At 66.6% G+C, this 14,765-nt stretch carries 15 protein-coding genes; 10 read left to right on the top strand and 5 right to left on the bottom strand.

Features of this window, described 5'->3' with window-relative positions:
- Nucleotides 1-37: 37 nt before the first annotated feature.
- Nucleotides 38-661 carry a glutathione S-transferase N-terminal domain-containing protein gene (locus tag ACP696_RS13805; RefSeq protein ID WP_426009413.1) on the top strand — a complete coding sequence of 208 codons (624 nt, stop codon included), beginning with the start codon at nt 38-40 and terminating at the stop codon, nt 659-661.
- 181 nt (nt 662-842) lie between these two features.
- Nucleotides 843-1,157, top strand: a complete 315-nt coding sequence (locus tag ACP696_RS13800; RefSeq protein ID WP_426009410.1) for a CC_3452 family protein — start codon at nt 843-845, stop codon at nt 1,155-1,157.
- A gap of 152 nt (nt 1,158-1,309) precedes the next feature.
- Here ACP696_RS13800 and ACP696_RS13795 read toward each other — a convergent pair whose 3' ends face one another.
- Nucleotides 1,310-1,777: a GNAT family N-acetyltransferase gene (locus ACP696_RS13795; protein ID WP_426009407.1), complete on the bottom strand. Its 468-nt coding sequence runs from the start codon at nt 1,775-1,777 to the stop codon at nt 1,310-1,312.
- Nucleotides 1,778-1,857: 80 nt separating this feature from the next.
- On the opposite strand from ACP696_RS13795, the gene ACP696_RS13790 reads away from it, so the two are divergent.
- A complete protein-coding gene (locus ACP696_RS13790; protein ID WP_426009404.1) occupies nt 1,858-3,450 on the top strand; it encodes a TonB family protein in 1,593 nt (530 codons plus the stop codon).
- Nucleotides 3,451-3,459: 9 nt separating this feature from the next.
- Here the strand turns inward: ACP696_RS13790 and ACP696_RS13785 are convergent, their stop codons facing one another.
- Entirely contained in the window at nt 3,460-4,719 is a 1,260-nt protein-coding gene (locus ACP696_RS13785) for an EAL domain-containing protein (RefSeq protein WP_426009401.1), read from the bottom strand.
- 324 nt (nt 4,720-5,043) lie between these two features.
- Between ACP696_RS13785 and ACP696_RS13780 the strand changes: the two genes are divergently transcribed.
- The 4 genes from ACP696_RS13780 (at nt 5,044) to feoB (ending at nt 9,777) form a co-directional block, all read left to right on the top strand.
- A complete protein-coding gene (locus ACP696_RS13780; RefSeq protein ID WP_426043920.1) occupies nt 5,044-6,249 on the top strand; it encodes a saccharopine dehydrogenase C-terminal domain-containing protein in 1,206 nt (401 codons plus the stop codon).
- 12 nt (nt 6,250-6,261) lie between these two features.
- A complete protein-coding gene (locus ACP696_RS13775; RefSeq protein WP_426043919.1) occupies nt 6,262-7,434 on the top strand; it encodes a carboxynorspermidine decarboxylase in 1,173 nt (390 codons plus the stop codon).
- A gap of 83 nt (nt 7,435-7,517) precedes the next feature.
- Nucleotides 7,518-7,856, top strand: coding sequence for a FeoA family protein (locus ACP696_RS13770; RefSeq protein WP_426009394.1), 339 nt, complete (start codon nt 7,518-7,520; stop codon nt 7,854-7,856).
- 4 nt (nt 7,857-7,860) lie between these two features.
- Entirely contained in the window at nt 7,861-9,777 is a 1,917-nt protein-coding gene (gene feoB, locus ACP696_RS13765) for a ferrous iron transport protein B (protein ID WP_426009391.1), read from the top strand.
- A 90-nt stretch (nt 9,778-9,867) separates the two neighbouring features.
- Here feoB and ACP696_RS13760 read toward each other — a convergent pair whose 3' ends face one another.
- Complete coding sequence (locus ACP696_RS13760; RefSeq protein WP_426043918.1) at nt 9,868-10,026, bottom strand: hypothetical protein; 159 nt, start codon at nt 10,024-10,026, stop codon at nt 9,868-9,870.
- Between the two features lie 106 nt (nt 10,027-10,132).
- On the opposite strand from ACP696_RS13760, the gene ACP696_RS13755 reads away from it, so the two are divergent.
- Together ACP696_RS13755 and ACP696_RS13750 are read left to right on the top strand one after the other, a co-directional pair.
- Nucleotides 10,133-10,402: a hypothetical protein gene (locus ACP696_RS13755; RefSeq protein ID WP_426043917.1), complete on the top strand. Its 270-nt coding sequence runs from the start codon at nt 10,133-10,135 to the stop codon at nt 10,400-10,402.
- Nucleotides 10,399-10,779 (top strand): type II toxin-antitoxin system VapC family toxin, encoded by a 381-nt coding sequence (locus ACP696_RS13750; protein ID WP_426030866.1) that lies wholly within the window; start codon nt 10,399-10,401, stop codon nt 10,777-10,779. Before ACP696_RS13755 ends, ACP696_RS13750 begins: the two co-directional genes overlap by 4 nt.
- A 7-nt stretch (nt 10,780-10,786) precedes the next feature.
- Here the strand turns inward: ACP696_RS13750 and ACP696_RS13745 are convergent, their stop codons facing one another.
- Complete coding sequence (locus ACP696_RS13745) at nt 10,787-11,665, bottom strand: 3-hydroxybutyryl-CoA dehydrogenase (RefSeq protein ID WP_426009383.1); 879 nt, start codon at nt 11,663-11,665, stop codon at nt 10,787-10,789.
- Between the two features lie 390 nt (nt 11,666-12,055).
- Here ACP696_RS13745 and ACP696_RS13740 point away from each other — a divergent pair, with 390 nt between their 5' ends.
- Entirely contained in the window at nt 12,056-13,759 is a 1,704-nt protein-coding gene (locus tag ACP696_RS13740; protein ID WP_426043916.1) for a glycoside hydrolase family 9 protein, read from the top strand.
- On the opposite strand, the gene ACP696_RS13735 is transcribed toward ACP696_RS13740, so the two are convergent.
- Nucleotides 13,756-14,649, bottom strand: a complete 894-nt coding sequence (locus ACP696_RS13735) for a LysR substrate-binding domain-containing protein (protein WP_426043915.1) — start codon at nt 14,647-14,649, stop codon at nt 13,756-13,758. The genes ACP696_RS13740 and ACP696_RS13735 overlap by 4 nt on opposite strands.
- Between the last annotated feature and the right edge of the window lie 116 nt (nt 14,650-14,765).

Genomic DNA, 14,765 nt, shown 5'->3' with positions numbered 1-14,765 from the left:
TATGCGAAATGGTATGGAAATGCAAATGGAGGATCCGATGGATCTCTACTTCTCTCCGATGTCCTGTTCGATGGCCACCCGGATCGCCGCCTATGAGGCGGGCGCGGAGATTCGATTCCTCAGGGTCGACAACAAGGCGACGCCCAAGCGGGTCGAGGATGGGACGGCGTTTCTGGACATCAACCCGGTGGGCCAGGTGCCGGTGTTGCGCACCGACGACGGCGAACTGATCGTCGAGAACGCGGTCATCCTGCAATATGTCGCCGATCAATTTCCGGCCGCCGGCCTGATCCCCGCCGAAGGCGCCGATCGCCGCAAGGTGCAGAGCTGGCTGAGCTTCATCAGCTCTCAGCTTCACGCCGGGGCGTTTACCGTCCTGCTCCGGCCGACGTCGCCGGACGGCGCCAAGGCCTTCGCCCACGATCGGCTGGCCGACCGCCTGGCGTATCTCGACGCCCACCTGGGCGGCCGAGAGTTCCTGCACGGCAAGTTCAGCGTCGCCGACGCCTATCTGTTCGTGATCCTGAACTGGGCCCAGGCCATTGCGCTGGACCTGGCGCCCTGGCCAGCCCTGGCCGCCTATCGCGGCCGCCTGCAGGCCCGCCCCTCGGTGGCCAAGGCCCTGAGCGACGAGTTGGCCCTCTACAAGGCCGCCGCCTAGGCAAGAGTGGGGACAGGCGCATGCGCCTGTCCCCAGCCGCGTCCCCAACCCCTTCTTTCCACCACCGGAGCTGACGGGGACACACACTCATTCCAGGGACTGAGCCGGGCTGGCCAGGCCTTGGAGTGAGTGTGTGTCCCCAACCGAACCCACCCCCAACCCCATCACCGGAGCTAACCCCATGCGCAGCCTCATCATCGCCGTCGCGGCCCTGGCCGCGACGGGCGGCCCCGCCATGTCTGAAATAAAGCCCCAGAACGCCTGGCTGACCCTCCAGACCCCCACCACCCAGGACCACATCGTGTTCGACGGCGCGGTCTGGCGCTGCAAGGCCGACATCTGCCGCTCGCCCCAGGTCAAGGCCATGCCGCCCATGCGCAGCTGCCGCCGCCTGGTCCGTGAACTGGGACCGATCAGCAGCTTCGGCTTCCGGGGCGTGACGTTCTCGGAGGCGGACTTGGCGGCGTGCAATGGGGTGCTGGTCGCCGGCCGGTGAGCTCAAAAATATCCGCTCATCCCGGCGAATGCCGGGACCCAGATCCCATGCCGATGGGATGATTGGAAGGTCGCGGCGCTCCTGGCGTCAGCCTCAAAACTATTCCATCTGGGTCCCGGCATTCGCCGGGATGAGCGGAATTATTGGTGGCCCTAAACGCTTGCCCGCCAGCAGAACAGCGGACCGTCATCCTCATCCTCCCGTTCGCCTGACCGCGCGAAGCCGTTGGCCTCCAGCACCCGCTGCGACGGCGCGTTGTGGATCGAGGTCTCGGCCGTGACCTCGCTGACGCGGTAGTCGCCCCGCGACCAGTCCAGCAGATCGGCCACCGCACGCCCGGCGATCCCGCGCCGCCGCCGCGAGGCCGCCACGCCATAGCCGATCATCACCGCGCCGCCGACATAGGGCAGGCGCACCATCGAGCACAGGCCGACCACCTCGCCGCCCTCGACGATCAGCCAGGCATTGGGCTCGAAGTTCTCGCCGACCTCGGCCGACAGGCCGCGCAGCATGGCCAATACCTCCGGCGCCTCGACCCCGCCCTCGGCGAGCGTCAGGCCGTCCGGCGCACGGCCAGCGATCAGGGCGGCGAAATGGGCGTCGGTGGCTTCGATGAGCATGGGGGTCCGTAGCTTTGAGCGGCTCGACTTGGGCGAGCTCTAACCTCTAGGTAAGCGCTGCGCATAGCGGGGCGATGATTATGAAGAAATGCCTGGGCATTTTGGCAACGGCCGTCCTGGCCAGCTTGGCTAGTGGGGCGGCCGCTCAGGAAGGTACGGGCGCGCCCAAGCTGAGAGTGCGGATCGACGAGATCCAGTTGTTCTATCCCCCATCCGCCAAGGCTAAGGGCTTGCAAGGCAAAGCGGTTATCGCGTGCACAACGAGTGAACAGGTCATCTGGGCATGTAAGTTAGATTCGGAAGAGCCGACGGGAGAAGGATTCGGAGCTGCCGCACTGGCCTTGGCCAAGCACTATGAGGGCTCGCCTACCGCCAGGGACCAAAGCTCCTCCTATGCCGCCGAGCAAGAGTTTGTCTTCGCCTTGCCCAAGCCAAAGACCGCGCACGTCCGCGGGACGGCGTATCAGCTGCCCCTGCAAGCCGCGGGACCGTCTTTGGACGCTCTCTATGACGCCTGGCCGCGCGCCGCACGATTTGGTGGGACCGAGGGCTCGGCGAAACTATGGTGCACAGTGACACGCGAGGGCCTTCTGCAGGCCTGCACAATTGCCGAGGAGAGCGCGCCGGGTTTAGGTTTCGGCGAGGCGGCTTTGAAGTTGGCCCCGTTGTTTAGGTTTGCGCCGGCCCTTAAGGGCGGGACGCCTGTGGCTATGTCGTTTCCGACCAACATTGTCTTCGAGTGCGACATCCGCTGCCGGCGTTTCGACGAGACGGTGGGGCCGCCACCCCAATGGCTCTCCGCGCCGACGACGGCGGATGTGCGGGCAGCATATCCGCCCGCCGCTCTGGCTCAAGGCCATCAAGGCTATGCTCGACTCGATTGCGCGGTGAGCCGAGCGGGCGGATTGACCGACTGTCGAGCGGTCGCCGAGACCTCGCCGAGCGAAGGATTCGGACGAGCCGCGCTCGGCTTAACCAGCCTTTTTCGCGTGGCGCCGCAAAATTGGGACATTCGCCAAGCTTTCACTGTCGCCTTCGATGGCCTGGTGGGGCGGCCGCGCCGGGTTGGTCAGGTGGCATCGGCTTCGCCCGGAGCCTCAATCAAACCCGCCGGCGTTGCTCAAGGGCAAGCACATTTGCGATGTCGCGTGGCCGTGGCCGGCAAACTTGAGGCCTGTGACCTGATAAAGTCTGTGCCGGCCGATCCTGAAGTCGCGCGCCTAGCCTTGGCGAACCTCCGCCTCATCGCGGTGCAGCCTTGGACGGATGAAGGGCGTTCGACGGTTGGCTCCACCGTTGAACTCCTTCTTTCGACGGGTCCGTTTCCCGCGCCTTCTATCGCCCCGGCCCCGATTGTCTCGCCCACAGTCCCCGCGAAAGTGATTGATTATCGGCCGCTTACCCCGCTGCCGACGAAGGTCGATATCAGCCAATACTATCCCGCTCGCGCTCAGCGCATGGAGGTGGATGGCCGGGTCGTTCTGACGTGTTTAGGTGTGAAGGAGGAGCATCTGGACGGTTGCCAAGTGACCGAGGAGACCCCTGCCGACTATGGCTTCGGCGATGCCGCTATGAAGATGAGCGTAGCTCTTCTCTATAGCCCCGAAGTCATTGACGGCATCCAGGTCGATGCTCCGTTGGTGATGCCGATCAACTTCGACATCCCAGATTAGCCGCTTAACCTAGCGCCCGGCCCGGCGCCTCAGGGCGCCGCGCATGAAGTCTTGCGGCGGGTCGGCCTCGGCCAGGACGGCGTCGCGGATGGCGCGGGGTTCGCCGAACAGGTGGCCTTGGCCATAGCCGATGTCGAGTTCCAGTACGTCAACGACCTGGCGCTCGTGCTCGACCTTCTCGGCGATGATCTCGATGCCATAGCGGCGGGTCAGGCCGGCGAAGTCCTGGGCGTTGAGGTCGGGCAGGGAGGCGATCACCAGCTTGCCGTCCTGCTCTTCCAATTGATCTAGAAGTAGCTGGGCGCCGATCTTCAGGAACTTGACGTCGGCGCGGGCCAGGTCCTGGAAGTCCAGGTCCAGGTCGGTGACCTTGTCGAGGCTGAAGCGGAACCCAAGACTGGCCAGGCGGGCCATGTGGCGGGCCTCGACCGAGCCGCGCTCGTTGAAGGCGGCCTGGCCCAGTTCGAAGATCAGGGCGCCGTGCAGGTCCTTGTTGACCTGGAGGAACTCCAGGAACTGGGCAAAGAAGGCCTCGTCGGCCAGGCTGGGCAGCGAGATGTTGCAGAAAATCCCGACCTTGCGATCCTGCTTGGCCAGGCGGCGGACGATCTGCACGCAGCGGAACAGCAGCAGGTTGTCGATGGCGGCGGTCAGGCCCTCGGGCTCGGCCACGGCCAGATATTCGGCCGGCATCATGATGCGGCCGGTCTCGTCGCGCAGGCGCGAAAAGCTTTCGTAGAAGACCGTGCGGCGCTGGGGCAGGCTGACGACCGGCTGCAGATAGAGGTCGACGCGGTTCTCGGCCAGGGCGTCCTGGACCACTTCGAGCAGGGCGTTGGACTGGGGCGAGCGGCGCTGCGGCTCGGCGCGGGCGACCTCGACCTGATAGGTCAGCTGGTGCTCCAGCCGGTCGCTCATCTGGGCGACGAGGTCTTCCAGCTGGTGGACCTCGCTGGTCAGTTCGGCCGAGCGGCGCTGGGCGTCGTCGACGACGGTTTCCAGCAGGCCGGTGATGCGGGCGTCGATCTTCTCGACCTGTTCCAGCACGATGCCGTGGGCCTCGCGGATGGTCTCGATGTCGACACGCAGCGACGCGCCTTGCAGGGCGCTGGCGATCACGGCGTGAACGGCGAAGCACAGGCCCATGGCGCCGATGAAGGCGGCCAGGCCGACAGACGGCGCCGCGCCCATGCGCCAAAGGGCCAGGGACGTCACCAGAGCCAGACAGAGATAGGCGCCGGTCAGCAGCGCCAGCATCAGCCTTCGCATTCGAAATCCCTACGAATCGTCGCGCTCAGTATGCGAGTCGCGCTGGCCGTGAGTCGAACAGATTAACGCCTTTGGGCCATTACGCCGCGCCTTAACCACAGGGCGCTGTCGTGGATGCGTCGCACATGGTCGTCATCCTTGGAAATGCGCCTGGATCGTCGGGGAAGGCCCTCGCGAGGCGAATTCAGGCGTTAGGGAACGGGGGTGGAGCCAGGTTGCGGGTCCGCCATGGGTGGTTAGCAGGCCTTCGGTCGTGATAAGACCCCCGCCCCCATGACAGGCGGCTATGCTGCCAGAGGTTATTCGGCGTTAGGAGAGGCCCAGATGAGCAGGGTTCTGGTAATCGGTGCAGGCGGCGTGGGTTCTGTCGCCGTCCACAAGATGGCGATGAACGCCGAGATTTTCTCGCACATCACGCTGGCGAGCCGCACCAGGTCCAAGTGCGACGCGATCGCTGAGTCCGTGAAACAGCGCACCGGCGTGGCCATCGACACCGCAGCGCTGGACGCCGACGACGTCGCCGCGACCACGGCGATGATCCAGGCGGTCAGGCCCGCCCTGGTGGTCAATCTGGCCCTGCCCTATCAGGACCTGAACATCATGGACGCCTGCCTGGCGGCCGGGGTGAACTATCTCGACACCGCCAATTACGAGACGCGCGAAGAGGCCAAGTTCGAATATAGCTGGCAGTGGGCCTATCAGGACCGTTTCAAGGACGCCGGCCTGATGGCCCTGCTGGGCAGCGGCTTCGACCCCGGCGTGACCTCGGTGTTCACCACCTACACCAAGAAGCACCTGCTGGACCGGATCGACACGCTCGACATTCTCGATTGCAACGGCGGCGACACCGGCCTGCCGTTCGCCACCAACTTCAATCCGGAAATCAACATCCGTGAAGTGACCGCGCCCTCGCGCCACTGGGAAAACGGCCAGTGGGTCGAGGGGCCCGCCCTGTCGCACAAGCAGGTCTTCGACTTCGACCAGGTCGGCCCGAAGAACATGTACCTGATGTACCACGAGGAGCTGGAGTCGCTGGCCAAGTTCTATCCGGAGATCAGCCGCATCCGCTTCTGGATGACCTTCGGCGACTCCTACCTCAAGCACTTGGACGTGCTGCAGAACGTGGGCATGACGCGGATCGACCCGGTGATGTTCCAGGGCCGCGAGATCATCCCGATCGAGTTCCTGAAAGCCCTGCTGCCCGAGCCCGCCTCGCTGGGCCCGATCACCAAGGGCAAGACCAATATCGGCACCATCGCCACGGGCCAGAAGGACGGCCAGGCCCGCACGGTCTATGTCAACAATGTCTGCGATCACGAGGCAGCCTATGCCGAGACCGGCAACCAGGCGGTCAGCTACACGACCGGCGTGCCGGCGATGATCGGCGCGGCCCTGATGCTGACCGGCCAGTGGCAGGGCGCGGGGGTGTTCAACATGGAGCAGCTGGATCCCGACCCGTTCATGGACATGCTGAACCGGCATGGCCTGCCCTGGAAGGTCCAGGACCTGGACGCGCCTCTGGCCTTCTGATCGATCATGGCCATGCAAACCCAAGCCGCCGGTCCTGGAACCTTCGCGCGCTTTGATCTGAGCCGCGTTCCGTCGCCCTGTTTCGTGGTCGACGAGGTGGCGGTGGCGCGCAATCTCGCCACGCTCAAGGATGTCGGGGACAGGTCCGGCGCCAAGGTGCTGCTGGCGCTCAAGGCGTTCTCGATGTGGTCGCTGGCCGATCTGGTGGGCCAGTATCTGGACGGCGTCTGCGCCTCGGGCCTGTGGGAGGCGCGGCTGGCGCGGGAGTTCTATTCCGGCCACCTGACCACCTATTCGCCGGCCTACAAGCGCGAGGACCTGCCCAAGATCCTGCGACTGTCGGACTCGGTGATCTTCAACTCGCCCGACCAGATCGTCCGGTTCGCAGACCTGATCGCGGCGGCGCGCGAGCAGGGCCAGGTGTTCGACATCGGCCTGCGGCTCAACCCCGAGCACAGCGAGGCGGAGGTCGCCAAGTACGACCCCTGCCAACGGGGCTCGCGGCTGGGCTTTCCGGTGTCGAAGTTGCGCCCGGAACATCTGCAGGGCGTCGACGGCCTGCACATCCACGCTCTGTGCGAGCAGGGTTTCGAGCCGCTGCAGCGGATCTGGGCGTCGCTGGAGCCGGAGCTGGCGGGAGTGCTGGGCGGTCTGAAATGGTTGAACCTGGGCGGCGGCCACCACGTCACGCGCGCCGACTACCGAATCGACGATCTGGTCGGCCTGCTTCGCCAGATCGCCGAACGCCACGGGCTGCAGGTCTATATCGAGCCCGGCGAGGCCATCGCCCTCGACACCGGTATCTTGGTGGGCGAGATCCTCGACGTCTTCGACAACGCCATGCCCGTCGCCATCACCGACATCTCGGCCACCTGCCACATGCCAGACGTCATCGAGGCGCCCTACCGGCCAGCAATGTTGGACGAGCAAGACGACGGGGTCACCGTTCGGCTGGGTGGCCCCTCCTGCCTGGCCGGCGACATCATCGGCGACTATGGCTTCGCCGCGCGGCCCACGCCGGGAACGCGCATCGCCTTCCTCGACCAGGCCCACTATTCGATGGTCAAGACCAACACCTTCAACGGCGTCCCCCTGCCGGCTATCGCGCTGTGGAACAGCGAGACCGACGGCCTGAAACTGGTCCGCCAGTTCGACTATAGCGACTTCCGCGACCGCCTCTCCTGATTGGCGACAATCCGCCGCTCTAATCGGGACATGACAGCGTGACCTAGGACTGATAATCGTTCGCAAGTTTTTCCGGTGCGACCATGTCCGACGTCCTTCACCTCTCTCCCGAAACCTTGGACCGTCCCGCCGCGAGCGGCGCGTCGGCGCTGGGCATGGAGAGGCCGCTCAGCACGGCGTCCAAGGGCCAGGCGGGCGTCATCACCAAGGTCAGCGGCCAGACCGGCGCCCACGAGGCCGTCGACTCAGCCGAGCTGGAACGCCGGCTGCTGGAGATGGGCTTCGTCGAGGGCGCCCTGATCGAGGTGCTGCACGAGGGCCTGTTCGGTCGTGACCCCATCGCCGTCCGCATCGACGACATGCGCGTGGCCCTGCGCCGCCGCGAGGCCGCCGCCGTCACCGTCCAGTTCCACGAGGCCTGAGACCTTGCCCGACACCCTCGTCGCTCCTTCGGCGACCCCATCGCCCCCTTCGTCCGCCGCTTCACGGCCCGTTCGCCTGGCGCTGGTCGGCAATCCCAATTCCGGCAAGACCGCCTTGTTCAACGCCCTGACCGGCAGCCGCCAGAAGGTCGCCAACTATGCCGGCGTCACCGTCGAGCGGAAGGAAGGCGTGCTGACCCTGGCCAGCGGCCGCGGCGCCCACGTGCTCGACCTGCCCGGCACCTATTCCTTGCGGGCCCGCAGCCCCGACGAGGTGGTGACCCGCGACGCCGTGCTGGGCAAGCTGGCTGGTGAAACCGCCCCCGACGTGGTGATCTGCGTGGCCGACGCCACCAACCTGCGGCTGGTGCTGCGCCTCGTGCTGGAGCTCAAGCAGGTGGGCCGGCCGTTCGTGCTGGCGCTCAACATGTACGACATCGCCCAGCGCCAGGGCCTGCGCATCGACCTGGAGCGGCTATCGGCCGAGATCGGCGCGCCGATCATCCCCACCGTCGCCACCCGCAAACGGGGACTGCAAGAGTTGGTCGCTGCGGCCGACGCCCTGGTGCTGAGCCATGCCGGCGAGCAGGACAATGTCTGGCGCGAGCCCGACGCCGCCGAGATCCGCGCCGCCCACCGCGAGGCCCAGCGCATCGTCAAGGCCTGCGTCCGCCCGGCCGAGCGCCCCGACACCGTCACCGGCAAGGTCGATGCGGTGCTGCTCAACCCGGTCGGCGGCCTGCTGATCCTGTTTGCTTTGCTGTTCGTGATGTTCCAGGCGGTGTTCACCTGGGCCCAGCCGGTCATGGACCTAATCGGGCTGGGCTTCGAGCAGGTCGGAGTGCTGATCGGCGCCGTCCTGCCGGAGGGCCTGCTGCGCAGCTTCCTGACCGACGGCCTGATCGCCGGGGTGGGCAGCGTGCTGGTCTTCCTGCCGCAGATCCTGATCCTTTTCCTCTTCATCCTGATCCTGGAAGACAGCGGCTACATGACCCGCGCGGCCTTCCTGATGGACAAGATCATGGGCGGGGCGGGCCTGCACGGCCGGGCGTTCATCCCGCTGCTGTCCAGCTTCGCCTGCGCCATCCCCGGGATCATGGCCACCCGGGTGATCGACAACAAGCATGATCGGCTGACCACCATATTGGTCGCCCCGCTGATGACCTGCTCGGCGCGGATCCCGGTCTACACCCTGATCATCGCAGCCTTCATCCCCCACACCCAGGTCTGGGGTGTCTTCAGCCTGCAGGGGTTGGTGATGTTTGGCCTCTACGCCGCCGGCATCGTCAGCGCCCTGGTCGTGTCGTTCGTGATCCGCAAGATCTTTTGGCGCGGCACGGTCGAGCCGTTCATGATGGAATTGCCGACCTATCGCTGGCCCGAGCCGCGCAACGTGCTGATGAACCTGTGGACCCGGGCCCAGATCTTCCTCAACCGCGCCGGACGCATCATCCTGCCGTTGATGATCGTGGTCTGGGTGCTGTCGACCTTCCCCTATCCCCCTGCGGGCGCGACGGGCCCGGCCATCGACTACAGCCTGGCTGGCCGACTGGGGCATCTGATCGCGCCCGTGATGCAGCCCATCGGTTTCAACTGGCAGATGACCGTCGCCTTGATCCCCGGCTTCGCGGCGCGAGAAGTGGCCGTGGCGGCCCTGGGAACGGTCTATGCCGTGGGCGGCGACGCCGACTCCCACGTGGCCCTGAGCACTCTGCTTTCGCACCAGTGGTCCTTGGCGACAGCCCTGTCGTTCCTCGCCTGGTACATCTTCGCCCCGCAGTGCATGGCGACCCTGGGCGTGGTCAAGCGCGAGACCAATGGCTGGACCTGGCCGGCGGTGATGGTCCTCTACATGACCACCCTGGCCTATCTGGCCTCGTTCGCCACCTACCATATCGCCGTGGCGATGGGCGGCGGCTAGGGCTCTAACCCGGCGGCAGGCCGATCAGGCGCGTGAACGCCGCGGAGGCAGACCAGGAACATCGTGCGGCGATAGGCCATGGCCAATCAGTCAGCTCTGGACCACCAGCAGGATCATCCAGGCGACGGCCAGGGAGCCACGCACCTCCCGCATCGGATCCTGCGGCCTTGCCGCCCCCATGAAGCTGGGTCCAAAACCCGCGAGCATGACGACAAAGGCCAGCACGGTGGCGAGATACAGATTGCGCAAGACTGGCTCCCCCGAGGCAGGAGCCTTGCGCAACACGGGTTTGTAGGTTGGGCGAGAGGGTGAGGTGATATTGGCCGCCAAGCACGTCTTGTGCTAATTTTGGCGCATGACTATCCGCGTCAACGTCAACGTCAGCGACCTGGCCGACTTGGCCGAATTCCTCGCGCACATCGATGCGGGCGAGGACTTCGAACTGCTGCGTGACGGCGAGACTGTCGCAACGATCAACAGTGCGAAGAAGGCGGCGAGCACGCCACGAAAACGGGTTCCTGGGGTCTGGGCTCATTACGGGAAGCTGCAGGATCCGAACCTTTTCCTGCGTCCCGATCCCGATTTGGAAGAGGCGGCCGACGGGCCGATCTTTCCGGAAAAATGAAACTGCTGATCGACACGCACGTGTTGATCTGGTGGCTCACCGATCCGTCTCGACTCTCGTCTCGCGGTTTCGACGTGGTCAACGCCGATGACGTTGAGGTGCTGGTGAGCGCCGTAAGCGCTTATGAAATCGAGCTCAAGCGCCCTGTTGATCCCTTACTTCAGCGGCTTCCAATCGATCTTGTCGATGCGGTTTTCGCCGAAGGGTTTGACTGGTTAGCCGTTACCCCTGAAGACGCGGTGACGGTCGCAAGGTTGCCCCGTCACCATCGCGACCCCTGGGACAGGCTGCTCATCGCTCAGGCTGCGCGGAGCCAGATCCCGATCATGACCAAGGACGATGCCTTCTCGGCCTACGGCGTCCCGACCCTCTGGTGACCGCCGCCTACCGCGTCGGGACCGGAACATCCCCGCGGTAGTCGTAGAAGCCGCGCCCGGCTTTCTTGCCCAGCCAGCCGGCCTCGACATACTTCACCAGCAGCGGGCAGGGGCGATACTTGCTGTCGGCCAGGCCCTCGTGCAGCACGTTCATGATGCTCAGCACGGTGTCCAGGCCGATGAAGTCGCCCAGCTCCAGTGGGCCCATCGGATGGTTGGCGCCTAGCTTCATGGCGGTGTCGATAGCGTCGACCGTGCCCACGCCCTCGTACAGGGTGTAGATCGCCTCGTTGATCATCGGCACCAGCACGCGGTTGACGATGAAGGCCGGGAAGTCCTCGGCGTTGGACGTGATCTTGCCCAGCGACTTGGCGAAGGCCACGGCGCGCTCGTAGGTTGGCACGTCGGTGGCGATGCCGCGGATGATCTCGACCAGCTTCATCAGCGGGACGGGGTTCATGAAGTGCAGGCCGATGAACCGCTCGGGGCGGTCGGTGGCGCTGGCCAGGCGGGTGATCGAGATCGACGAGGTGTTGGAGGCCAGCAGGGTGTCGGCGCCCAGGTGGGGCTGCAGGCTGCGGAAGATCGCCTTCTTGAGCTCTTCGTTCTCGGTGGCGGCCTCGATGGCCAGGTCGGTCGCGCCGATGTCGGCGATGGCCTCGGCGGCGGTGATGCGGGCCAGGCCGGCGGCCATGGCGGCCTCGTCGATGATCCCGCGGCTCACCTGGCGGGCCATGTTCTTCTCGATCAGGGCCAGGCCGGCGTCGATGCGCTCGCGCGAGATGTCGTGCAGCCTGACCTCGTAGCCGGCTAGGGCGACGACATGGGCTATGCCCGACCCCATCTGGCCCGCGCCGATCACGCCGACCGTCTTGATATCCGTCATTCAGACTAGCCTTGTCAGAGGGCCGTTTTCGAGGCGGAGCGGGGCCTTGCGCGTCCCGTCCAATTTCATGCCTGCTTTTCTAGCACGAGCACCCCCACCGTCGCCAAGACTTTGCTGCGCTGCGGCGGCAAGGGCGGGGACCCACGCATTCGAGCCTGTTCCAAGGTCAAGCGGCTCCATGGTCGCGTCTCTCCTTTCCAAGCTCGCCCCTTGCCCCGGATCACCGCCGCCGCTGCGGGAACGACCCTCTCCCACGCCTGATTGGGCTCAGGACTGGGGAACGCTGTTGTCAATGTCCACGATGGGTTCCCGTGAACCTGGCGCGGCGGCCGCGATTGTCGAGGGTGGGGCAAAGCGCTACCTTAGGTCGAACGAAGCGGGGCGGCCAGGATGTCGAACTCTCCAAGCGCGCTGACCCGGCGGGGCCTGACGGCGGTGGCGGCCGGTCTGCTGACCCTTGGCGCGGCGCGCGGCTCCGGCGCCGGCGCGCCACTTCCCGGACCCCGGCTCAACCAACTGGGCTTCCTGCCCAAGGCCGCCAAGCGCTTCGTCCTACCGGTCCCGCCCGGCGATAAGGGGGCTCGGCCGTTCACGGTCGAGACCCTGGCGGGCCAACGGGTCTTCAGCGGTCGGCTGGACCCGGAGGTTCACGACGCGACCGCCACGGCAGGCGAACATGTGCGGACCGGCGACTTCTCGGCCTTGAGCCGGGCGGGCCGCTACCGGGTGCGGATCGACAGGCTCGCCTCGGCGCCGTTCGAGGTCGGGCCGGCGATCTACGCCCCGCTGGTCCGCGACGCCGCCCGCGCCTTCTTTCTGATCCGGGCCAATGTCGCGCTCGATGACCTCGTGACCGGGATCCAGCACGCGGCGGGCCATCTCAGCGAGGCCGCCCTGCTCGTCGATGGCGCATCGCGTGACCTGACGGGTGGCTGGTACAATGCTGGTGACTACGGCAAGTGGTCCCACATGGCGGCGATCAGCGTCAGTCAGATGCTGTGGCTGCACACCCTGCGACCGGATGCCGCCCAGGCCCTGACCCTTGGCGTTCCCCAAACCTGGCCGGGCTTGGACGACCTGCTGCAACAGGCGCGCTGGGGCCTGGAGTGGCTGCTGAAGATGCAGAACCCTGACGGCTCGGTGCTGCACAAGGTCGATTCCAGCGGCCAATACGCCTGGGGCCAGCCGCCCGAGCGCGATCCGCATCCGCGCGCCGCCCAGGGCGCGTCCAGCCTCGACGCGGGGGTGTTCGTTGGGGTTATGCTGCAGGCCGCGCGCGTGTTCGCGCCGCTCGACCCTGAGTTCGCGGCCCGCTGCAAGGCCGCTGCCCTGCGCGCCTGGGACTGGCTTGAGGCCCACCCCAAGGTCGTGCACGACGACTATGCCTATACCGACCCCGATCCGCGCCAGGAGATCCTCTGGGCGACGTGCGAGATGGCCGTCCTGACCGGCGCGCCTCAGCTCGCCGCGCGCGCGACCGCCGGAGTAAAGGACCTGGGCGTCTTCCCGTTCTTCTGGGTGGGACCTCAGTTGCTGGGCGTTATGAGCTTGGCGCGAACGACGGGCGAGGCCGGGGCCGCGGCGCGGGCGGCGATCCTGGAAGCCGCCAAGGTCGTCGCGGGCTCTGTCGCCGAAGATCCCTACGGATTCACGGTTCGGCCCGAGGCCTACATCTGGGGCTCGGTCGAGCTGGCGCTGAACACCGCCGTGCTGTGCCTGTTCGCCAGCGAGCTGGGCGGCGAGGGCGCGCGCGAGACAGCCCAGCGCCTGCTCGACTATGTCCTGGGCTGCAACGCCCTGGACCATGGCTTCGTCACCGGCCACGGCGCGCGCGCCACGCGGCGTCCGTATCACTGGACCTGCCGGGTCTGGGGGATCGTCATGCCGGGCTGGGCCAGTGGCGGCCCCAATGGCGGGCTGACCGGGGCCGACCCGCGGCTGAAGGCGGTCATCGAGGCCGGAACCCCGCCCGCCAAGTGCTTCGTGGACGCCTGCGAGGCCGACGGCTCCTGGGCCTCCAACGAAGGCCAGACCAGCGAGAACGCGGCCCTGCTGCTGGCGGCGGGCCTGTTCGGTTTAGCCCGGGGAAGCTAGCCGGCCGTCGTTTCCGCTCGGGCCGTCGCGGTTTCGGCCAGGAACCAGTCGCGCAGCTTGAGGATGCGGGCCAGCTTGGGGCTGTCGGCGCGCCAGACGAAGTGGTTGCCGGTCTCGACGCTGACCTCGCCGGAGAACGGCCGCACCAGCCGGCCCTCGCTGAGGTCGCGTTCCGCCAGCCCGCTGCGGGCCAGGGCCACGCCTACCCCATGGGCGGCCGTGTCGAGCATCAGGGCGGTGTCCTCGAAGGCCAGTCCCTGCTGGCGCGGCGCCTCTTCCACCCCCATGGCGGTCAGCCAGATCGACCAGGGCAGGCCGACATGGCGCAGCAGCGGCACGTCCAGCAGATCCCGCGTCTCGCGGATCGGGTGCTTTGCCAGGAAGTCGGCGCTGCAGACCGGAAACACCCGCTCGATCATCAGGGTGGCGACCTCGACGCCGGGCCACACGCCGCAGCCGAACCGCAGGGCGATGTCGACGCCGTCGGTGGTCAGGTCGGCGACGCGGTCCTCGGCGCGGACGATCAGGTCTGGCTCGCCGGTGTCGGCCGCCAGCCGGGCCAGGCGAGTGACCAGCCAGCGGCTGGCGAAGGCGGCGCTGCTGCTGATCACCAGAGGACCGCGCGTCGCCTCGCGGGCGTCATCGACCCCGGCGCGCAGAGTGGCCAGCGCCGCTGTGACCTGATCGGCCAGGCGCTGGCCGGTGGCGGTGGGGATCATGGCGTTGCCCCGGCGGACGAACAACTTTGTTCCCAGCTCGTCCTCCAGCTTACGGATCTGCTGGCTGACCGCGCCGTGGGTGACGAACAACTCCCGCGCCGCGCGGCTGTAGCTGCGATGCCGGGCGGCGGCCTCCAGGGCGGTCAAGGTCAGGAAGGGCGGCAGGCGCATCGCGGCTCAGGCTTGTTAGTCAGGCTGACAAGGTCGCCCAGATACCGTCGTTCGTAAACCCCGCTTTGTCGGACCATTTTAGCGGCACAGGCCGACGAGGCTGACATTCTTGCTCA

It is taken from the genome of Caulobacter sp. DWR3-1-2 (assembly GCF_049896225.1).
In the GTDB taxonomy this organism is placed as follows: domain Bacteria; phylum Pseudomonadota; class Alphaproteobacteria; order Caulobacterales; family Caulobacteraceae; genus Caulobacter.
Note: the sequence above shows the minus strand (reverse complement) of the source record. Positions and strands in the feature narration are given on the sequence as shown.